The 22,060-nt window shown below is 72.2% G+C and carries 13 protein-coding genes; 8 read left to right on the top strand and 5 right to left on the bottom strand.

Annotated elements, in window-relative coordinates:
* Positions 1–17 precede the first annotated feature (17 nt).
* Genes IG94_RS0100895 through IG94_RS0100880 form a run of 4 tightly spaced genes read left to right on the top strand, consistent with a single transcriptional unit; the run spans position 18 to position 5,470 of the window.
* Entirely contained in the window at positions 18–1,322 is a 1,305-nt protein-coding gene (locus IG94_RS0100895; protein WP_031029382.1) for an ABC transporter substrate-binding protein, read from the top strand.
* Between the two features lie 10 nt (positions 1,323–1,332).
* Positions 1,333–2,289, top strand: a complete 957-nt coding sequence (locus tag IG94_RS0100890) for a carbohydrate ABC transporter permease (RefSeq protein ID WP_031029380.1) — start codon at positions 1,333–1,335, stop codon at positions 2,287–2,289.
* Positions 2,286–3,104 carry a carbohydrate ABC transporter permease gene (locus tag IG94_RS0100885; RefSeq protein WP_031029377.1) on the top strand — a complete coding sequence of 273 codons (819 nt, stop codon included), beginning with the start codon at positions 2,286–2,288 and terminating at the stop codon, positions 3,102–3,104. Before IG94_RS0100890 ends, IG94_RS0100885 begins: the two co-directional genes overlap by 4 nt.
* Complete coding sequence (locus IG94_RS0100880; RefSeq protein ID WP_031029375.1) at positions 3,101–5,470, top strand: beta-xylosidase/alpha-l-arabinosidase; 2,370 nt, start codon at positions 3,101–3,103, stop codon at positions 5,468–5,470. Before IG94_RS0100885 ends, IG94_RS0100880 begins: the two co-directional genes overlap by 4 nt.
* A gap of 31 nt (positions 5,471–5,501) precedes the next feature.
* On the opposite strand, the gene IG94_RS0100875 is transcribed toward IG94_RS0100880, so the two are convergent.
* On the bottom strand, positions 5,502–7,154 hold the full coding sequence (locus IG94_RS0100875; RefSeq protein WP_043482722.1) for a PucR family transcriptional regulator: 1,653 nt from the start codon (positions 7,152–7,154) through the stop codon (positions 5,502–5,504).
* Between the two features lie 243 nt (positions 7,155–7,397).
* On the opposite strand from IG94_RS0100875, the gene IG94_RS0100870 reads away from it, so the two are divergent.
* The 4 genes from IG94_RS0100870 (at position 7,398) to IG94_RS0100855 (ending at position 15,576) form a co-directional block, all read left to right on the top strand.
* The gene (locus tag IG94_RS0100870) at positions 7,398–8,663 is read left to right on the top strand and encodes an aspartate aminotransferase family protein (RefSeq protein WP_031029370.1); all 1,266 of its coding nucleotides are present in this window, start codon (positions 7,398–7,400) and stop codon (positions 8,661–8,663) included.
* Positions 8,664–8,763: 100 nt separating this feature from the next.
* Complete coding sequence (locus IG94_RS0100865; RefSeq protein WP_031029368.1) at positions 8,764–10,203, top strand: NAD-dependent succinate-semialdehyde dehydrogenase; 1,440 nt, start codon at positions 8,764–8,766, stop codon at positions 10,201–10,203.
* A 140-nt stretch (positions 10,204–10,343) separates the two neighbouring features.
* Positions 10,344–11,789: an argininosuccinate synthase gene (argG, locus tag IG94_RS0100860; protein ID WP_031029365.1), complete on the top strand. Its 1,446-nt coding sequence runs from the start codon at positions 10,344–10,346 to the stop codon at positions 11,787–11,789.
* Between the two features lie 391 nt (positions 11,790–12,180).
* Complete coding sequence (locus IG94_RS0100855; protein WP_031029363.1) at positions 12,181–15,576, top strand: CARDB domain-containing protein; 3,396 nt, start codon at positions 12,181–12,183, stop codon at positions 15,574–15,576.
* A 51-nt stretch (positions 15,577–15,627) separates the two neighbouring features.
* Here the strand turns inward: IG94_RS0100855 and IG94_RS0100850 are convergent, their stop codons facing one another.
* From IG94_RS0100850 to IG94_RS0100835, 4 genes are all read right to left on the bottom strand, one after another.
* Positions 15,628–17,937 (bottom strand): PI-PLC domain-containing protein, encoded by a 2,310-nt coding sequence (locus tag IG94_RS0100850; RefSeq protein ID WP_052410502.1) that lies wholly within the window; start codon positions 17,935–17,937, stop codon positions 15,628–15,630.
* Between the two features lie 91 nt (positions 17,938–18,028).
* Positions 18,029–19,048, bottom strand: coding sequence for an oligopeptide/dipeptide ABC transporter ATP-binding protein (locus IG94_RS0100845; protein WP_031029358.1), 1,020 nt, complete (start codon positions 19,046–19,048; stop codon positions 18,029–18,031).
* Positions 19,045–21,099: a dipeptide/oligopeptide/nickel ABC transporter permease/ATP-binding protein gene (locus IG94_RS0100840; protein WP_043482720.1), complete on the bottom strand. Its 2,055-nt coding sequence runs from the start codon at positions 21,097–21,099 to the stop codon at positions 19,045–19,047. Before IG94_RS0100840 ends, IG94_RS0100845 begins: the two co-directional genes overlap by 4 nt.
* Positions 21,099–22,049 carry an ABC transporter permease gene (locus tag IG94_RS0100835; RefSeq protein ID WP_031029354.1) on the bottom strand — a complete coding sequence of 317 codons (951 nt, stop codon included), beginning with the start codon at positions 22,047–22,049 and terminating at the stop codon, positions 21,099–21,101. Before IG94_RS0100835 ends, IG94_RS0100840 begins: the two co-directional genes overlap by 1 nt.
* Positions 22,050–22,060: the final 11 nt, after the last annotated feature.

Here is a 22,060-nt window from a genome sequence, read left to right as displayed (position 1 = left end):
CTTTCGAAAGGCGAACGATGACTACACGTGCGCTCATGCCCAGACTGGTCGCGACCGGCGCGACGCTCGCCCTGGCGCTGAGCCTGTCGGCCTGCGGAGACGGGAACGGCGGGGGGTCGTCCGACGACGACAAGATCCATGTCCTGGTCTACGGGGACGCCAGCAACAAGGTCGAACAGCAGATCGTCGACACCTTCAACAAGACCTCCGACGTCAAGGCGGTCCTCGACACCATCCCCGGGGCCGATTACCAGAAGAAGCTTCAGACGATCATCAACACCCCGCAGGCCCCGGACGTCTTCTACAACTGGGGCGGCGGCAGCATCAAGCCGTTCGTCAAGGCGGATCTGCTGCTGCCGCTCGACGACTTCATCAAGAAGGACCCGGACCTGGAGAAGAAGTTCCTGCCGGCCGTCTTCGACAACGCCGTCATCGACGGCAAGCCCTACGGCGTCCCGATGCGCGGCACCCAGCCGGTCCTCCTCTTCCACAACAAGGAGGTCCTCGACAAGGCGGGCGTCCAGCCGCCGAAGACCTGGGACGAACTCCTCGACGCCGTCGGCAAGCTGAAGGACGCGGGCGTCACGCCGATCGCGCTCGGCGGCGGCGACGTGTGGCCGACGCAGATGTGGTTCCAGTACCTCTACGACCGCATAGCCGGCCCCGAGCTGTTCGCGAAGGCCATCGGGGGCGACAAGAGCGCCTGGGAGAGCGCGGACAGCAAGAAGGCCCTGGGCATGATCCGGGAGCTCGTCGACGCCGGCGCCTTCGGCAAGAACTACGACTCCGTCAAGTACACCAACGGCGGCTCGGTCCAGCTGGTGGCCTCGGGCAAGGCAGGCTTCGAGCTGATGGGCTCCTGGTACTTCTCCCAGCAGCTGACGGACCACAAGGAGTTCGCCGAGAAGGGGCTCGGCTACACCACCTTCCCGGCCGTCCCCGGCGGCAAGGGCGACCCGGCGGACGTCGCCGGCAACCCCAACAACTACTACTCCGTGATGAAGAAGACCAAGCACCCCGAGGCCGTCGCCGAGTTCCTCAAGCTCATGTACTCCGACGAGTTCGTCAAGGCGCACCTGGAGATCGGCAACCTGCCGACCACGACCAACACCGACCAGTTCATCGACACCTCGGGCACCCCCGAGTACTCGCACTTCCAGTACGACCTCGTCGCCGACGCGCCCTCGTTCCAGCTCTCCTGGGACCAGGCGTACCCGCAGAAGGCGAGCTCGGACATGTACAAGGCCATCCAGCAGTTCTTCAGTGGAACGCTCGACACGGACGGCTTCATCAAGGCCATGCAGGCCCTCCCCACCGAGTGACGAACGGCTGATGACCACAGACCTCACGAGCGCCCCGCCCGCCGCCGGACACCGCAAGGAGTCCCGGCGGCGGCCGCCCGCCTCGTCCGCGACGAAGGTGGGCCGCCCCGGTTTCGGCTGGGCGCTGCCCGCCGCACTGTTCTTCGCCCTCTTCGCGATCGTCCCGCTGATCATGGTGGCGGTGCTGTCCTTCATGGCCTGGGACGGCATCAGTTCGCCCGAGTTCGTCGGCATGGACAACTGGTCGCGCCTGATGGACGACCCGGTGATGCTGGAGAGCATCTGGCTGACCCTGCTGCTGACCACGCTCGGCGTGGTCCTGCAGACCCCGCTGAGCATCCTGCTCGGCGTCTGGGCCGCCGGCCACCAGCGCAACCGTGCCGTCCTGTCGGTGATCTACTTCATTCCGCTGCTGCTGTCCGCGACGGCCGTCTCCGTGCTGTGGCGGGCGCTGCTCGACCCCAACTTCGGCATCCCGGCCGACGCCGCCTGGCTGTTCGGCGACGGCAACCTGTTCGGTGAACAGGCCAGTGCCGTCGGAGTGCTGGCGTTCGTCAGCACCTGGCAGTTCACCCCGTTCCACACCCTGATCTACCAGGGTGCCGCCCGCGCGGTCCCGCAAGTGCTGTACCAGGCGGCGGAGATCGACGGGGCGGGCCGCTACCGGCAGTTCTTCCACATCACGCTGCCGCAGCTGCGCACCTCCATGATCACCTCGATGATCCTGATGATCGTCGGCGGTCTGACCACGTTCGAGACGGTCCTGATCCTGACCCAGGGCGGTCCCGGCACCGACACCACGATCAGCGCCTACTACATGTACGACAAGGCCTTCAAGAGCTTCGACTACGGCACCGGTTCCGCGATCGCGCTGGCCCTGGTCGTCGCGGCCACGATCATCTCCCTGGTCGTCGTCCGGGTCTCCGGATACGACAAGATGCGCAGCTCCATGGAAGGTGTGTCATGAGGCGCCGACCGAACTACCTGGCCGGCGCCGGCTCGCTCGTCTGGCTCTTCCTGGTCGGGCTGCCGCTGTACGTGCTGCTCGCCGCGACGCTGCGCACCCGCGAGGACTACGCCGAGAACGGCCCCGTATCGATACCGGACAGCTTCACGCTGGACAACTTCACCGGCGCCTTCGACTCGGGCTTCGGCCGGTACTTCTTCAACACGCTCGTCGTCACCGCCTGCGTGATCGGCATCGTGCTGCTGCTGGTCCCGCCGCTCGCCTACGCGATCGTCCGCAGCCGCGGCCGGACCACGTCGGCGATCTTCCGGCTGTTCCTGCTCGGCCTCGCCATCCCGGCGCAGGCCGTCATCGTGCCGATGTTCTACCTGATCAGCGAAGCCGGGCTGTACGACAACCTGTTGGGTGTCATCCTGCCCACGGCCGCGTTCTGCCTGCCGATGTCCGCGCTGATCCTCAGCGGCGCGATGCGTGACATCTCGCCCGAACTGTACGAGGCCATGGCCATGGACGGCGCCAATCCGCGGCGCATGTTCTTCCAGCTCGTGCTGCCGCTGTCCCGCGGGGGACTGTCCACGATCGTGGTGTTCTCCGCGCTCCAGGCATGGAACGGCTTCCTGTTCCCGCTCGTGCTGACCCAGTCCGAGTCCACCAAGGTGGTCACCCTGGGCCTGTACAACTTCCAGACCGCGCACGGGATAGACATCCCGGGTCTGCTGGGAGCCGTGGTGCTGTCCATGGTGCCCATCCTGCTCGTCTACCTGTTCGCCCGTCGCGCCCTGGTCCGGGGCCTGATGGGTGTCGGAGGAAAGTGACCGCCAACGTGGCCGAAGAGAAGACCCCCGCAGTCCCCGTCTGGAACGACCCCGCCCAGTCCCTCACCGTCCGGGTGTCCGCGCTGATCGAGGCGATGACGCCCCAGGAGAAGATCGCCCAGCTGTACGGCGTGTGGGTCGGCGCGTCCAACGAGGGCGGAGACGTCGCCCCCCATCAGCACGACATGGAGGAGGCCGTCGACCTCGACGCGCTTCTGCCCGCCGGCCTCGGCGAGCTCACCCGCCCCTTCGGCACCGCCCCCGTCGACCCGGCACTCGGCGCGCTCTCGCTCATGCGCACCCAGGCCCGCATCGCCGCCGAGAACCGCTTCGGCATTCCCGCCCTCGCGCACGAGGAGTGCCTGGCCGGTTTCGCCGCCTGGGGCGCGACCGCCTACCCTGTCCCGCTCTCCTGGGGCGCCACCTTCGATCCGGTCCTGGTGCGGCGGATGGCCGCCGCCATCGGCCGTGACATGCGGTCCGTCGGCGTCCACCAGGGGCTCGCGCCCGTCCTTGACGTGGTGCGCGACGCCCGCTGGGGCCGGGTCGAGGAGACCATCGGCGAGGACCCGTACCTCGTCGGCACCGTCGGCACCGCCTACGTGCAGGGGCTGGAGGAGGCCGGCGTCGTCGCCACCCTGAAGCACTTCGTCGGCTACTCGGCCTCCCGCGCCGGACGCAATCTCGCGCCCTCCTCCGTCGGCCCGCGTGAGCGCGCCGACGTCCTGCTGCCCCCCTTCGAGATGGCCGTCCGTGAGGGCGGCGCCCGCTCGGTCATGCACGCCTACACCGACATGGACGGCATCCCCGCGGCGGCCGACGAGGAACTTCTCACCGGGCTGCTCCGCGACGCGTGGGGTTTTGACGGCACCGTCGTCGCGGACTACTTCGGCATCGCCTTCCTCAAGACGCTGCACGGCATCGCCGGCGACTGGGCGGACGCCGCCGGAGCCGCCCTGCGGGCGGGCGTCGATGTCGAGCTGCCCACCGTCAAGACGTTCGGCGCCCCCCTGGTCGAGGCCGTCGCCGACGGCCGCGTGCCCGAAGCGCTGATCGACCGCGCCCTGCGCCGGGTACTGGCCCAGAAGGCGGCGCTCGGGCTGCTCGACCCGGACTGGGACCCGGCGCCGCCCGCGCTCCACGGCGCCGGCCTCGACGACCCCGACGCCCTGCGCGGCAGCATCGACCTGGACGGTCCCGGCAACCGCGAACTGGCCCGCACGGTCGCCGAGGAGGCGGTCGTGCTGCTCAGCAACGACGGCACCCTCCCGCTCGCTGGGCCCCGCCGCATCGCCCTGCTCGGTCCCAACGCCGACGAACCCACCGCCGTACTGGGCTGCTACTCCTTTCCCCAGCACATCGGCGTGCACCACCCCGACAGCCCGGTCGGCATCGAACTGCCCACCCTGCGCGACACCCTGGCCGCCGAGTTCCCCGACGCGGAGTTCAGGGCCGTGCGGGGCACCGGCGTCGACGACGGCGACCTCTCCGGCATTTCCGAGGCCGTGCGCGCGGCGCGGGACGCCGACGTCGCCGTGGCCGTACTGGGTGACCGGGCCGGGCTGTTCGGACGCGGCACCAGCGGCGAGGGCTGCGACGTCGAGTCACTGACCCTGCCCGGCGCCCAGCAGCAGCTCCTCGACGCCCTCCTGGACACCGGCACCCCGGTCGTGACGGTGCTGCTCGCGGGCCGGCCCTACGCCCTGGGCCGCGCCGCGACCGAATCCGCCGCCATCGTCCAGGCCTTCTTCCCCGGCGAGGAAGGCACCCACGCCATCGCCGGGATACTCAGCGGACGCCTCAACCCCTCCGGGCGCCTCCCCGTCAGCGTGCCCCGCACACCCGGGGCCCAGCCCACCACCTACCTCGGCCCACGCCTCGCCCACGCCAACGACGTGTCCAACATCGACCCGACACCCGCCTTCCCCTTCGGACACGGCCTGACCTACACCACGTTCGACTGGACGAACCTGATCGTGGACTCCCAAGAGGCGTCCACCGACGGCGAGTTCAGCCTCGCCCTCACCGTCCGCAACACCGGCCGGCGCCCCGGCACCGAGATCGTCCAGCTCTACCTCCACGACCCCGTCGCCTCCGTCGTCCAGCCGGTACAGCGCCTCATCGGCTACACCCGCCTCGACCTGGACCCCGGCCAGGCCCGACGCCTGCACGTCACCGTCCCCGCCGACCTCGCCGCCTTCACCGGACGCGACGGACAACGCATCATCGAACCCGGCACCCTCGAACTGCGATTCGCCACCTCCAGCACCCAACCCCGCCTTACCGCCCGCGTCACCCTCACCGGCCCGCAACGCCACGTCGACCACACCCGACGCCTGCACGCCGTGCTCGCACCGGACGCCTGAGCCCCTCGGAAAGGGGGACGCCGAGCGGGGCTCACCGGCCCCGTCCGGCGTGCGGGTGCGTCCGCAGGGCGTCGAGGGCCTGGAGAGCCACATGGAGTTCGGTGCGCTGCTCGCCGGACTCCAGGTCGCGCTCCAGCAGGCGCTCGATGGTGTGCAGCCGCTGGTAGACGGTCTCCCGGGACAGACCGGCCGAGCGGGCGGCGGCGGTCTTGTTGCCGGCGGCGTCCAGGTAGCCGCGCAGTGTGGCCACGAGGCCGGTGCCGTGCCGGGCGTCGTGGTCGAGGAGCGGGCCCAGCTGCCGTTCCGCGTAGTCCTGGACGCGCGGGTCGTCGCGGAGCGCGAACAGCAGTCGGCGCAGGCCGATGTCGGACCGCTCGTGGAAGGAACGGCCGGGCGGAAGGAGGCAGCCGCGACCGGTCGCCTCGGCCACCCGGGCCGCCTCGCGGAACGAGCGGGCCACGTCGGCGAGGCCGTCGGCCGGCGCGCCGACGCACACGGTCGCACCCGGAGCCGCGTCCAGGGCGGCGCGGCTCAGCCGTTCGGCCGCCTCGCGCCACGGCAGGGACGGACGCAGCGCCAGCAGCACGCCGACGCGGACCGCGGAGAGCAGCCCGACCAGGGCCCGCGCTCCCGTCGCGCCCAGTTCCTCGGAGAGCCGGGCCTCGGCGTCCGTCGTGTCCGCGTCGGGCGGCAGGTCCACGAGGACGGCGACGAACCGGGCGTCCTCGGCGGGCAGTCCCAGGGCCGCGACCCGGGCCCGCGCGTCCGCGGGGGAGCGGTGCCGCTGTTCGGCCAGGTCGCGCAGGGCGTTCCGGTGGGCGGTGCGTTCCCAGGGCGTGGGGCCGGTGAGGCGGGCGATGGTGAGGGCCATCGCGGTCCGCTCAAGGACCGTCACGTCCTCCGGTCCGAAGCCCCGGTTCGTCGCCGCGGTCCCGGAGGGCCCGTCGGCGAGCATGACCACCCGCCCCCAGCGCTCCCCCTGGTACTCCACCGGGGCCACGAGCCACCCCTCGGAACCCGAAGGCCCGGCGCGGTCGGTGCCGGGCGTCGTGCGCGAGCGCCGTTCCCAGTCGGTGAGGGACGCCTGAGCGGCGCCGGGCTCGCAGACCAGCGCCCGGTGCACCAGGTTCTCCAGCACGACCGTGCGGCCGGTCATCTCCGCCGCGGCGCGCAGCACCTCCTCGGGTCCCGCGCCGCGCAGGGTGAGGGCGGTGAACGCCTCGTGGACGCGCTGGGTCCGGCGCATCGCGTCCGCCTGGTGGCCGAGGATCAGCGTGTGGACGACCTGGGTGACCTCGAGGAAGTTGACGTCCTTGGCGAGCGCGACGAGGGGGAGACCGCGCGCGGCGCAGGCCTGGACCAGGGCGTCGGGCGGCCGGTGGTAGCGGCGCACCAGCTCGATGACCAGGGCGGCGGCGCCCACGTCGGCCAGTTCGTCGACGTAGCGGCGGATCCCGGCGGGGTCGCCGGGCAGGGGCATGCCGGTGGTGAGGACGAGTTCACCGCCCTTGAGGAAGGAGGCGGGGTCGGTCAGCTCGGTGATGTGCACCCAGCGGACCGGGCGGTCGACGGACTCCTCGCCCGTCACCACCCGCGGATCGCCCCCGGCCAGCACGGGCAGGGCCAGTACGTCGGCCACGGTGGGCGACCGGCCCGCCGGGCCCGCCTGCGGGTCCTCCCTCACGGCGCCTCCCTGTGCACCCTGGGCCTGCTGGTGCACCCTGGTCACTCTGACAAGCCCCGTTGACCTGTGCAAGGGCGCTCGGAGCGCGGCAGGGGCGCGGGCGGGCCGGTCCGGGTGCGCCGAACGGCTGACACAACGTCCGGATACGGCGCCCGGGCCGGACAGATCACGCGTTGGCGGGCCCGCCGGGGCGGGAAGGCTCGGGGCGACGCAGGAGACCGACGAGCAGGCCGGGAGACGAGCATGACCGCACTGTCGCCGCACCTTCGCCAGGCCACCCCCGTGGTGGCGGTCCGGGGCGAGGGCGTCCACCTCCACGGTGAGGACGGCCGCCGCTATCTGGACTTCACCGCCGGCATCGGCGTCACCAGCACCGGCCACTGCCACCCCAGGGTCGTGGCCGCCGCCCAGGAGCAGGTCGCCACCCTGGTCCACGGCCAGTACACGACCGTCATGCACCAGCCGCTGCGGCGCCTGGTCGACAAGCTCGGCGAGGTGCTGCCCGCAGGTCTGGACAGCCTGTTCTTCACCAACTCCGGCAGCGAGGCGGTCGAGGCCGCGCTGCGGCTGGCCCGCCAGGCCACCGGCCGTCCCAACGTGCTGGTCTGCCACGGGGGTTTCCACGGCCGGACCGTGGCCGCCGCCTCCATGACCACCTCCGGCACCCGCTTCCGGTCCGGGTTCTCGCCGCTGATGAGCGGCGTGGTCGTCACTCCCTTCCCCACGGCCTTCCGCTACGGCTGGGACGAGGAGACCGCCACCCGCTTCGCCCTCAAGGAGCTCGACTACACCCTCCAGACGATCTCCTCGCCCGCCGACACCGCCGCCGTGATCGTCGAACCGGTCCTCGGCGAGGGCGGATACGTGCCCGCGAACCGCGCCTTCGTCGAGGGGCTGCGGGAGCGGGCCGACCGGCACGGCTTCCTGCTGATCCTCGACGAGGTGCAGACCGGCGTGGGCCGCACCGGACGGTTCTGGGGCCACGAGCACTTCGGTGTCGCGCCCGACATCCTGGTCACCGCCAAGGGGCTGGCCAGCGGCTTCCCGCTGTCCGCCATCGCCGCTTCCGAGGAGCTGATGCGCAAGGCGTGGGCGGGCTCCCAGGGCGGCACGTACGGAGCCAACGCGGTCGCGTGCGCGGCGGCCTGCGCCACGCTCGACGTCGTACGCGACGAGAAGCTCGTCGAGAACGCCGAGACGATGGGCGCCCGGCTGCGCCAGGGCCTGGAGGCGGTCGCGGCCGGTACGCCGGCCATCGGCGACGTACGGGGCATGGGACTGATGCTGGCGAGCGAGTTCGTCACCGAGGACGGCGAGCCGGACCCCGAGACCGCCGCCCGCGTGCAGCGGGCCGCCGTCGACGAGGGCCTGCTGCTCCTGCTCTGCGGGGCCTGGAACCAGGTGGTGCGGATGATCCCGGCCCTGGTGATCGACGAGGCGGCCGTGGACGAGGGGCTGCGGGCCTGGTCCGCCGCGGTCGAGGCCGGCACGGCGCGAGCGGGCCGGTGACGGCGTTGACGTCCGGCCGGGTACCGGCGAGGGCCGACGCGCGTCGCCGCCGTACCGTCCGTACCGCACCCACCGCACACCGGCGACCAGGAGGGACCTCATGACCGACACCCCCACCCAGCTCTTCGTCGGGGGCACCTGGACGGATGCCGCGGACGGCGCCGTCATGCCCGTGGACGACCCCGCGACCGGCGAGATCCTCGCCCACGTCGCCGACGCCGGACCCAAGGACGCCCGGCTCGCCGAGGAGGCGGCGGTGCAGGCGCAGGAGGAGTGGGCACGTACGGCTCCGAGGGCGCGCAGTGAGATCCTGCGCCGGGCGTACGAGATCATCCTGGAGCGCACGGACGGGCTCGCGCGCCTGATGACCTCCGAGATGGGCAAGCCACTGGCCGAGGCCCGGGGCGAGGTCGCCTATGCCGCGGAGTTCTTCCGCTGGTTCTCCGAGGAGGCGGTCCGGATCGACGGCGGCCACGGAGTGCTGCCCGACGGACGCAACCGGATGCTGCTCTCCCGGCGCCCGGTCGGCCCCTGCCTGCTGATCACCCCGTGGAACTTCCCACTCGCCATGGGCACCCGCAAGATCGGCCCGGCGATCGCGGCCGGCTGCACGATGGTGCTGAAACCGGCCCCGCAGACCCCGCTCTCCAGCCTGGCCCTCGCCGCGATCCTCAAGGAGGCCGGACTGCCGGACGGCGTGCTGAACGTCGTCACCACCTCGAGGGCGGGCGAGGTCTGCGAACCGCTCCTGCGCGGTGGACGCATCCGCAAGCTGTCCTTCACCGGTTCGACGGCCGTCGGGCGGCTGCTCCTCGCGCAGTGCGCGGACACCGTCGTGCGGACCTCGATGGAGCTGGGCGGCAACGCGCCCTTCATCGTCTTCGACGACGCCGACCTGGACACGGCCGTGGACGGCGCGATGGTCGCCAAGATGCGCAACATGGGCGAGGCCTGCACCGCCGCCAACCGCTTCTTCGTGCACCGCTCGGTGGCCGAGGAGTTCGCCGACCGGCTCGCCCGGCGCATGGGCGCGCTCGTCGTGGGCCCCGGCACCGGGGACGGCGTCGACGTCGGCCCGCTCATCGACGCCGCGGGACGCGCCAAGGTCGAGGAACTGGTCGCGGACGCGGTCGGGCGCGGCGCCCGGGTGCTGGTCGGCGGCAGCACCCCCGAAGGCCCCGGCTGCTTCTACCCGCCCACGGTGCTCACCGACGTCTCCCCGGACAGCCGCCTGATGGGGACGGAGATCTTCGGCCCCGTCGCGGCGGTGCTCACCTTCGACGACGAGGACGAGGCCGTCCGCCGTGCCAACGACACCCCCTGGGGCCTCGTCGGCTACGTCTTCACCGAGGGGCTGGACCGCGCCCTGCGGGTCAGTGAGCGCCTGGAGGTCGGCATGGTCGGGCTCAACACCGGCCTGGTCTCCAACCCCGCCGCGCCCTTCGGCGGCGTCAAGCAGTCGGGCCTCGGCCGGGAGGGCGGCAGGGTCGGGATCGAGGAGTTCCTGGAGTACCAGTACGTGGCGCTGCCGGCCCGGTGAGGGGAGGCGGCGGCGGGTCCGCGACGCGGGAGGCGTCGCGGACCCGTGCGGGAGAGGGCGTTCGGATCCGCCGAGGGAGACGTTCGGGCCCGTGACGAGGAGGCTTTGCATGGTCATGCGTAATCATGCATACTCTTCCTATGTCCAAGGTCCTCACCTCCCTCCCCACCGGCGAGCGCGTCGGTATCGCCTTCTCGGGCGGCCTCGACACCTCGGTCGCGGTCGCGTGGATGCGTGACAAGGGCGCCGTGCCCTGCACGTACACCGCCGACATCGGCCAGTACGACGAGCCCGACATCGCCTCGGTGCCCGACCGCGCGAAGGCCTACGGCGCCGAGATCGCGCGCCTGGTCGACTGCCGCGCGGCGCTGGTCGAGGAAGGGCTGGCCGCGCTCACCTGCGGGGCGTTCCACATCCGTTCCGGCGGGCGGGCCTACTTCAACACCACGCCGCTCGGCCGCGCCGTCACGGGCACGCTGCTCGTGCGGGCGATGCTGGAGGACGACGTCCAGATCTGGGGCGACGGTTCCACGTTCAAGGGCAACGACATCGAGCGGTTCTACCGCTACGGCCTGCTCGCCAACCCGCAGCTCAGGATCTACAAGCCGTGGCTGGACGCGGACTTCGTGACCGAGCTGGGCGGCCGCAAGGAGATGTCCGAGTGGCTGGTCGCCCACGACCTGCCCTACCGGGACTCCGCGGAGAAGGCGTACTCCACCGACGCCAACATCTGGGGCGCCACCCACGAGGCCAAGACGCTGGAGCACCTGGACACCGGCGTGGAGACCGTGGAGCCCATCATGGGCGTGCGGTTCTGGGACCCGTCGGTCGAGATCGCGCCGGAGGACGTGACGATCGGCTTCGACCAGGGCCGCCCGGTCACGGTCAACGGCAAGGAGTTCGCCTCCCCGGTCGACCTCGTGATGGAGGCCAACGCCATCGGCGGCCGGCACGGCATGGGCATGTCCGACCAGATCGAGAACCGGATCATCGAGGCCAAGAGCCGCGGCATCTACGAGGCGCCCGGCATGGCGCTCCTGCACGCCGCCTACGAGCGCCTGGTCAACGCCATCCACAACGAGGACACCCTCGCCCAGTACCACACCGAGGGACGGCGCCTGGGCCGGCTGATGTACGAGGGCCGCTGGCTCGACCCGCAGTCCCTGATGATCCGGGAATCGCTGCAGCGCTGGGTCGGTTCGGCCGTCACCGGCGAGGTCACCCTGCGGCTGCGGCGGGGCGAGGACTACTCGATCCTCGACACCACGGGCCCGGCGTTCAGCTACCACCCGGACAAGCTGTCCATGGAGCGCACCGAGGACTCGGCCTTCGGACCGGTCGACCGGATCGGCCAGCTGACCATGCGCAACCTCGACATCGCCGACTCCCGCGCCAAGCTGGAGCAGTACGCCGGGCTCGGCCTGATCGGCACCGCCAACCCCGCCATCGGTGCCGCCCAGGCCGCCGCGACCGGGCTGATCGGAGCCATGCCCGAGGGCGGCGCCCAGGCGATCGCCTCCCGCGGTGAGGTGTCCGGCGAGGACGAGTGGCTGGACCGCGCCGCGATGGAGTCCGGCACGGACTGATCCCGTCCCCCAGGGGACCCCGCACCGGCAAGGGCCGGCCCGACGCCACCAGGCGTCGGGCCGGCCCTTCGCTTTGCTTCACTCCACTTTGCTTCACTCCGCCCACCGCTTGCGTGCCTTGCGTGCCGCCCGCCGTCCGTCCTGTTCCCCATGAACGTCGAGGCGCAGCTCATGTGCCGCGCAAGCGCTCAGCAAGCCGCGCAAGTCATTTGCGTGTCAACTCCCGCCTCAGTCGCGACCGTTGACAAACCGGTGACGCGCTAGAAACCTGATGACGCGCTTTCCGCAAGGAATCGACTGCTCTGCTCAATTGGCGCGCATATTCGGTGTTCCCCTCAACGTGCCGGACCGTCGCGCCCGCTCCCCGACTCCCCACGGAACAGAGGACCCCATGAGACGGAGATCTCTCGGCCGGCGGACACTCACGGGCGCCGTCGTCGCCGGGCTGATGACGGCCGGTCTGCTGCCCCTGCCCCTCGCCGCCGGCGCGCAGGCGGCGACGGGACCGAAGACGGCCGCCGCGGACGTCAACCTGGCCCTCGGCCGCCCGGCCAGGGCGGGCGGCTCGCACACCGCGTACCCGGCGGGCAACGCCACCGACGGACAGCAGGCCACCTACTGGGAGGGTCCGGCGGGCACCTTCCCCGAGTGGCTGCAGGTCGACCTCGGCACCGCACGCGACGTCGACCGGGTGGTCCTCAAACTGCCCGCCGGCTGGGAGGGCCGCGACCAGGCCCTCTCCCTGCGGGGCAGCACCGACGGGTCCACGTTCCGTACCCTCGACGCCGCCGGCGCACGGACCTTCGGACCCGCGCGGGCGGGCGCCGTCGCCATCGACCTCGCCTCCCCGGCCGAGGTCCGCTACGTCCGCGTCGACATCACCGGCAACACCGGCTGGAACGCCGCGCAACTGGCCGAACTGGAGGTCTACGGCGACGAGACCGGCACCGGTGAGCCGCCCACCGGCACCAACCTCGCCCGCAACAAGCCGGCCGAGGCCACCTCCACCACGCAGAACTACATCGCCGCCAACGCCACCGACGACTCCACGTCCACGTACTGGGAGGCCGCCGACCACCCGGCCGACCTCACCGTCAAGCTCGGCTCCGACGCGGACGTCGGCGGGGTCGTGGTCAAGCTCAACCCGGACCCGGCCTGGTCCACCCGCACCCAGAGCATCCAGGTGTTCGGCCGCGCGCAGGGCGAGAGCGACTTCACCGCGCTGAGCGAGCGCGCCGACCACGCCTTCAGCCCCGCCCGGGACAACACCGTCACCATCCCGGTCAGCGGCCGGGCGGCCGACGTACGGCTGCGGTTCTTCTCCAACACCGGCGCACCCGGCGGCCAGGTCGCCGAGTTCCAGGTGCTCGGCACCGCCGCGCCCGCGCCCGACCTCACGGTCACCGGACTCGACTGGTCGCCCGCCGAGCCGGACGAGCGCGACGAGGTCACCGTGAACACCACGGTCCGCAACGCCGGCACCGCGCCCTCCGCCGCGACGACCACCGAGGTCACCGTGGAGGGCACCACGGCCGGCAGCGCCCCCGTCCCCGCACTCGGACCCGGCGAGTCCGCCGAGGTCGCCGTCGCCACCGGCGCCCACCCGGCCGGGAGTTACGCGGTCACCGCGGTGGCCGACCCGAACGACACCGTCGCCGAACTCGACGACACCAACAACAGCCGCGCCGCCACCGACCGGCTGGTCGTCGACCGGGCCCCCGGACCCGACCTGGAGGTGCGCTCGATCACCACCAGCCCCGCCAACCCGGCGGTGGGCGCGAAGGTCTCCTTCACCGTCGCCGTGCACAACCGCGGCACCGGCGCCGCCGAGGCGGGGTCGGTGACCCGCGTCCGGGCGGGATCCACCACGCTGGACGGCGACACCGGCGCCGTCGCGGCGGGTGCCACGGTGGACGTGCCGGTCGGCGGTACCTGGACGGCGACCGGCGGCGGGGTCACCCTCTCCGCCACCGCCGACGCCACCGACGCCGTCGCCGAGACCAACGAGAACAACAACGTCCTCGCCAAGTCCCTCGTCGTCGGGCGCGGAGCCGCCGTGCCGTACACCGAGTACGAGGCGGAGGACGGCCGTTACGACGGGACCCTGCTCACCACCGACGCCGAGCGCACCTTCGGGCACACCAACTTCGGCACCGAGTCCTCGGGCCGCGCGTCCGTCCGGCTCGACTCCACCGGCGAGTACGTCGGGTTCACCTCGACCACACCCACCAACTCCGTCGTGGTGCGCAACTCCATCCCCGACGCCCCCGGCGGCGGGGGGACCGAGGCCACCCTCAGCCTCTACGCCGACGGCGAGTTCGTGCAGAAACTGACCCTGACCTCCAAGCACAGCTGGCTGTACGGCAGCACCGACGACCCCGAGGGGCTCACCAACCGGCCCGGTGGCGACGCGCGAAGGCTCTTCGACGAGTCCCACGCGCTGCTCGACCGCACCTTCCCGCAGGGCACCGAGTTCCGGCTCCAGCGCGACGCGGGCGACTCGGCCGACTTCTACGTCATCGACCTGATCGACCTGGAGCAGGTCGCGCCGCCCAAGGAGAAGCCGGCCGAGTGCACCTCCATCACCGAGTACGGCGCCGTCCCCGGTGACGGACTCGACGACACCGACGCCATCCAGCGCGCCGTCACCGACGACCAGAACGGCAGGATCGACTGCGTGTGGATCCCGGCCGGGCAGTGGCGCCAGGAGCAGAAGATCCTCACCGACGACCCGCAGGACCGCGGCCAGTACAACCAGGTCGGCATCAGCGACGTGACCGTCCGGGGCGCCGGGATGTGGCACTCCCAGCTCTACACCCTGACCCCGCCGCACGAGGCGGGGGGCATCAACCACCCGCACGAGGGCAACTTCGGCTTCGACATCGACGACAACACCCGGATCTCCGACCTCGCCATCTTCGGCTCGGGCACCATCCGCGGCGGCGACGGCAACCAGGAGGGCGGCGTCGGGCTCAACGGCCGCTTCGGCAAGGACACCGAGATCAGCAACGTGTGGATCGAGCACGCCAACGTCGGCGTCTGGGTCGGCCGCGACTACTCGAACATCCCCGAACTGTGGGGACCCGGTGACGGCCTGGAGTTCACCGGCATGCGCGTCCGCGACACCTACGCCGACGGCATCAACTTCTCCAACGGCACCCGCAACTCCACGGTCTACGACTCCTCGTTCCGGACCACCGGCGACGACTCGCTCGCCGTCTGGGCCAACAAGTACGTGAAGGACACCTCCGTGGACGTCGGCCACGACAACCGCTTCCGCAACAACACCATCCAGCTGCCCTGGCGCGCCAACGGCATCGCGGTGTACGGCGGTTACGGCAACACCGTCGAGAACAACGTCGTCTCCGACACCATGAACTACCCCGGCATCATGCTCGCCACCGACCACGACCCGCTGCCCTTCTCCGGGCAGACGCTCATCGCGGGCAACGCCCTGCACCGCACGGGCGGCGCGTTCTGGGGCGAGGCCCAGGAGTTCGGAGCCATCACCCTCTTCGCCCAGGGCCAGGACATCCCGGGCGTGACCATCAGGGACACCGAGATCCTCGACTCGACCTACGACGGCATCCAGTTCAAGACGGGAGGCGGCGCGATGCCGGGCGTGAAGATCGACAACGTCCGCATCGACAAGTCGAACAACGGCTCCGGCATCCTCGCGATGGGCGGTGCCCGCGGCAGCGCGACACTCACCGACGTCACGATCACCGACTCGGCCGAGGAGGACATCCGGATCGAGCCGGGCTCCCAGTTCACCATCGACCGGTAGCGGCCGACCGGTAGCGGAGAGCCGGCCGGAAGGCAGCCGACGAGGAGTCGGTCAGCCGGGAGGCAGCCGACCGGGAGAGAGCCGGCCGGAACCCGCCCGGCGGCGCGGAGCACCACCGCGTCGCCGGGCGTCCGCGCCGCCGAGCCGGTCCGGCGACCGTTCGACGGGAACGCGGGTGTCGTCCCGGAGCCGCTCGGCGTTCAGCTCGTCCACCGCGCCGAGCGCGTCACCGATCGTCGCGTAGTCCACCGCGACGAAGTTGACCGGTCTGCCGCGCTGCCGCTCGCAGTTGTGCGCCCGTTCCAGCACCCGCTGCCGGGAGTTGACGACCCCGGCGTCGAGGCGCAGTCCGCCGCCGGCCGTGACGAAGTGGTTGAGCAGGAACAGCCGCTTGTCCGAGCCGCCCCGGTTGGGCAGGCAGGACATCTCGTCGGGACTGCGGAAGGCGAAGGGCGTCTCCATGCCGTACCGGTAGAGGTTGCGGTACCAGGGCGCCGGGCCGTCCGCCTTCTCGGCGAAGACGACCAGCCGCCGGCCACCGTCGACCATGTCCCCGAGCTTCGGCCACGGGCGGTCCGGGTCCCGGTCCGGCTCGTACAGCAGGTCGGAGAGTCCGGCCTGCCGGAAGGCGTTCTGGGTCGTCACCGCGTCCACGCCGTCCTGCAGGACCAGGGTGACGATCTCCGTGGGGTTGTCGCGCAGCCACTCACCGATCTGCCGCAGCGTCGGCGTCAGTTCCAGCGCCCCGGCGCCGCACACCGAGTGGCACAGCCACAGCCCCGGGTGCGGCGGGTTGACCCGCTTCAGGATCCCGGTGAGCCGCCGGCGCTCGGCCGCGGAGAAGTCCGAGGTGTTCAGCCGCTCCGCGACCTCCTCGGGCCGCTCCCAGCGGTGCGTGTCCAGAAGCAGCACCCGCACCCCGGCGTCCAGTTGGCCGACGATGTCCGGGTCCTGCAGCGGCCCGATGAACCGGTCCGCCGTCGTGGCCATCGCGTTGTGCGAGGCGAGCTGGGCGATCTCGTCGTAGCGGGCGTCGCACAACTCGGCGCCGCCCTGGCAGATGCGGGGCGAGGAGCCGGTGATCGCCACCGGCGCCAGCATCGTCCCGACCAGGGCGCAGGCGGTCACGGTGAAGGTCAGTGCGGGAACGTGCCGCGGGTCGGTGAGGACCGGCACGCTGGGCCGCGTCTGCCGGGCCCAGCCGACGGTGATGAGCAGGGCACCCGCGGCGAGCAGGATGACCGCGACGACGACCGCGGTGGTCAGCAGCCGGTCGAGCGCGGCGGTCTGCACGTCGGCGAGCAGCCCCGACGCCGCCGGGGGCCACGACTCGGGCGGGACGAACAGGGCGTCGCCCAGCGTCAGGCGCAGCACGAGCACCGTCAGCGCCAGTAACGCGGCGGCCGCCGCCGGCACCCAGCCCAGCGGCATCAGCCGCCGTCCGGCGGGCGAGGGCGTGGAGAGCCACAGCAGGGTGAGCGCGGCGGCGCAGAGCACCGCGGCCGCCGGTTCCACCACGTCCTGGAAGAGCCGGGTCACGTTGCGGGCGCGGTTCAGCGGCGCCAGCGCCTCGGCCGACGGGTCCACGTCGACCGTCACGACCCACGTGCCCCGCTCGGCCTCCCGCAGCAGCTCACCGGCGGCCTCGCGGACCTGGTCCGTCAGGGCGACCGGCGCGAGCGCGGCCAGCGCCGAGGCCACGTCACCCCGGTCCAGCGCAGTCCGCACGGTGTCCTCGATGCCGTCCCGGGCCGCGTCGCCCGGCACCAGGCGCATCAACGCGTCCGTGGCCGCGACCGCCTGGCCGTGCGACAGCGGCAGCGTCGGCAGCTCGTCCAGCGGCGCCTCACCGGCCACCACCTGCGCGACGAGGTCCGACAGCCGCTGCACGAAGGCCTGGAAGTCGGGCTCGGACCGCTTCTGCAGGGCGGCGACGGCGTCACCGAAGTACGCCTGGCTGAGCCGCTCGACGTTGGCGACGACGGGCTCCAGGTCGACGGTGATCCGCAGCCGGTCGCGCTCGCCCTCCAGGTAGTGGACCACCTCGGTGATCTGCCCCTCGCCCATGGCCCGCAGCGTCTCCGGCGGGATCACCACCTTGAGGTTCGAGGTGATGGTCGACTGCGGCACGGGCAGCCGGTCGAGCAGCTCACTGGTCAGCGGCGTACTGCCGGGATCCACCAGTACCTCGTCGTAGAAGCGCTGGTAGGCGTGCTCGTCCTCCAGCGCCTGGCCGTAGAAGCCGGGATCGAGCACCGTGCTGCGTACGACGGCCGCCGCGGCCAGCACCGTCAGGCTCAGCACCGCCACGCACCAGGCCAGCGCCCCCACCCAGGGCGAGCGCCGAACCAGTGTGTCCATGGAGCCATTCTCGTCTCGGCCGGCCGCCGCGCGGGGCACCCGGGCCGGGCGCCACCACACGCATGCCCCGGCCCGGGCCGGCCGATACCCGTCACTTCGCGCTCGTGGCCTCCCGCGGGACGCCGCTCTCCCGAGGATGGACGCAGTGCCACCGGTGCCCGCCGGGCCCCTCGGCCGCCGCCGGGAACGCGGTGGCGCAGGCGTCGTCCGCCTTCCAGCAGCGGGTCCGGAACGGGCAGCCGGAGGGCGGGTTGGTCGCCGAGGGCACCGGGCCGTGCAGCACGATCCGCTCGGGCCGCTCCAGCAGGCTCGGCGTCGCCGAGAGCAGCGCCTCGGTGTACGGGTGGCGGGAGGCGCCCAGGACCTCGGCGGCCCCGCCCTCCTCGACCACGCGGCCCAGGTACAGCACCGCGACACGGTCGGCCAGATGGCGCACCGTCTGCACGTCGTGCGAGATGAACACCATCCCGAGGCCGAGCCGGGCGCGCAGGTCCACCAGCAGGTTGAGGATCTGGGCACGCACCGACACGTCCAGGGCGCTGGTGGGTTCGTCGGCGACGATCAGCTCCGGTTCCAGCGCCAGGGCACGGGCGATGGCCACGCGCTGGCGCTGACCGCCGGACAGCTGGCCGGGCAGCGCCTGAAGGGTGTGGCCGGGCAGTCCGACCAGGTCGAGCAGTTCCTCGACCCGCTCCTCGCGCTCCGCCCGGGTGCCGCGGTCGTGCACGTCCAGCGGGTCGCGCAGGATCCGGCGCACGGGCAGCCGCGGGTTCAGCGCCGTGGAGGCGTCCTGGAAGACCACGCCGACCGCGGCACCGAACCCGGTACGGCGTTCGGCGGCGCCCATCGTCCACAGATCCCGTCCCCGGAAGGAGACTCGGCCCTCGGTCGGCCGCTGCAACCCGGTGACCACGCGGGCCAGTGTGGACTTGCCGCAGCCCGACTCACCGACCAGGCCGAGTATCTCGCCGCGCCGCACCTCCAGGCCGACGTCGGTGAGCGCGTGCACGGAGTCCCGGCGCAGAAGTCCGCCGCTGCGGGCCCGGTGCCTGACGTGGACGCCGTCGAGCCGGACGAGAGGGTCCATGGTGCTGTCCTTCGGTGGGGTCATCGGGCACGCTCCAGCGACGTCGCCGACGGGCCGCCGGAAGCCGGTCCGTCCCCGGAAGCCGGCGTCTTCCCGGCAGCCGGCCGGTCCGCCGAGGGCGGCCGGAGCGCGGACGCCGGGTGGTGGCAGGCGAAGAGGTGGTCGAGGCCGGCTTCGCGGTCGGTGGCGGGCGGCGGGGTGGTGGCGCACAGCTCGGTCGCCGCGGCGCAGCGGGACGCGAACCGGCAGCCCGCGCCGAACGCCTTCGGGGCCGGTACGACACCGCGGATCTGGTGCAGGCGCTCCGCCCCCGACTCCAGGGAGACCACCGAGCCGAGCAGCCCCCGGCTGTAGTGGTGCGCCGGATCGGTGAGCAGCGCGCGGGTCTCGCCGGTCTCGGCGACCTGACCGGCGTACATGACCGCGACCCGGTGGGCGAGGTCGCCGACCAGGGCCAGGTCGTGGGAGACGAGCACCATCGCGAAGCCGAGTTCGTCGCGCAGCCGGACCAGCAGCTCGACGACCTGGGCCTGCACGGTGACGTCGAGGGCGGTGGTCGGCTCGTCGGCGATGAGCAGGCGCGGGCCGCGGGACAGGGCCATCGCGATCAGCACGCGCTGGCGCTGCCCGCCGGACAGCTCGTGCGGATAGCTGCGCAGGGTGCGCTCGGGGGAGAGGCCGACCAGTTCGAGCAGCTCGGCGGGGGTGCGGGTGCCGCCGCGGGAGGTGAGCCACTTGAGCTGGGTGCCGATCAGCACCGACGGGTTCAGGGACGACATGGCGTCCTGGTAGACCATCGCGATCTCCGGGCCCATCAGCGCCCGGCGCTCCTTCGGCGTCAGCTTCAGCAGGTCGCGGCCCCGGTAGCGGATCTCGCCCGCTGCCTCGGCGTTGCGGGCCAGCAGGCCCATGACGGCCAGGCTGGTGACGGACTTGCCGCAGCCCGACTCGCCGACCAGGCCGAGGGTCTCGCCCTCGCGGACGGTGAAGGAGATGCCGTCGACGACGCGGGTGTCGCCGTAGCGGTCCGGGAAGCGGATGGACAGGTCGCGCACGACGAGCAGGTCGGCCGCGTCGGCGGCGAGCGGCGGCACGGCGGGCTCCGTCGCCCGCAGGCGGGACGCCAGTTCGGCGAGCGCGGCGTCCACCTCGGCTCCGTCGGCCCTTTCGGCCGCGGGCGCGGTGGCGGCGGTGGCGTCGGGGTCGGCGCCGCCGGTGCGGGACGTGTCCGGGGAGGCTGCGGCGTCGGTCATGCCCTCGGACAGCACGTTCAGCGCGAGTACCGTGACCAGCACGCACAGGCCGGGGAAGAGGGTCGCCCACCAGCCGCCCGACAGCAGGATCTGCCGGCCGTAGGCCAGTACGCTGCCCCAGCTCGGGTCGGGGTCCTGCACCCCGGCGCCGATGAAGGACAGGCTCGCCTCGAAGATGATGGAGTCGGCCACCATCACCGTCGCGAACACCAGCACCGGCGCGGCGCAGTTGATCGCGACGTGCCGGACCACGATGTGGCCGCGGCGGGCGCCGACGACGCGCTCGGCGGCGACGTAGTCCTCGCCGTACTGATCCAGCACGTTGGCCCGCACCACGCGGGCGAGCGAGGGCGAGTAGACGAACGCGATGGTGAAGATGATGACCGGCACGCTGGGCCCGAAGACCGCGACGAGCACGGCGGCCAGCGCGATCGGCGGGAAGGACATGACGACGTCGAGGGTGCGCATCACCGACTCGTCGGCGAGCCTGCGCGAGGTGGCCGCCAGCGCGCCCAGGGCGGAGCCGAGCACCAGGGCGGCCAGGGTCGCGCCGAGGCCGATGACGAGGGAGTAGCGGGCGCCGTGCACGACCCGGGCGAACACGTCGCGCCCGGCCCGGTCGGTGCCGAACCAGTGGTCGGCGCCCGGAGCCCGGGCGGGGATGCCGGTGCCGAGCGGGTCCTGGGTGAGCAGCGGGGCGAACACCGCGCCCAGCACCACCACGAGGAGGACGCCGAGGGCGATCCGTGAGGTCACCGGCAGTCGGCGCAGGCGGGTGCCGGGCCGGGCGAGACGCCCGGCGAGGGAGCGTGGAGCGAACATCACACCGTCCTGATGCGCGGGTTGACGAGCAGGTACAGCAGGTCGACGACGACGTTGACCACCAGGAAGGCGATCGCGATGGTGAGCACGGTGCCCTGGACCAGTCCGACGTCGCCTCCGTTGACCCCTTCGAGGATCAGCTTGCCCATGCCGGGCAGGTCGAAGATCGCCTCGATGACGACGGCGCCGCTGAGCATGTAGCCGACCTTGACGCCCAGCACGGTCAGCGGGGTGACCAGGGCGTTGCGCAGCACCGACCGGATGATCAGGAACGGCGGCAGACCGCTGCCCCTGGCGGTGCGCACGTAGTCGCGGTCGAGTTCGGTGACCATCGAGGTGCGGATCAGCCGGGCCAGCGACGAGGCGACCGGCAGGGAGAGGGAGACCGCGGGCAGCGTCATGCTCTCCAGCCAGCCGCCGAAGGAGTCGGCCGGGTTGACGTAGCCGCCGGTCGGCAGCAGCGGCATGTTCAGCGCGAACTGCTGGATGAGCAGCACGCCGAGCCAGAACGAGGGCAGGGCGATGCCGGCCATCGACACGACCCGGAAGACCTGGTCCGGCCATCGGTCCCGGTGGACGGCGCTGACGACGCCGAAGACCAGCGCCAGCACGACGGCCAGCGCGAGGCCGAGCAGGGTCAGCTGCAGGGTGAGCGGGAACGCGGTGGCGATCCGGTCGGTGACGGGCTGGCTGGGCGACATGGTGACGCCGAGGTCTCCCCGCAGCAGATCGCCCAGGAAGGCGAAGTAGCGGACGGGCAGGGGGTCGTCGAGTCCGTTCGCCTCGGCGAACGCCGCTCGCGCCTCGGGGCTCGCCGACTCGCCCAGCGCGTTGTACGCGGGGTCGGTCGGCGAGAACTGGAGGACCACGAAGACCAGCAGCGCTATGCCGAGGACCATCACCGGCATCATCGCGACGCGGCGCAGCGCGAGCCGGAGAAATGCAACCATCGTGAGGTTCC

This window comes from Streptomyces olivaceus, from assembly GCF_000721235.1.
In the GTDB taxonomy this organism is placed as follows: domain Bacteria; phylum Actinomycetota; class Actinomycetes; order Streptomycetales; family Streptomycetaceae; genus Streptomyces; species Streptomyces olivaceus.
This window is presented reverse-complemented; position numbering and strand designations above follow the sequence as displayed.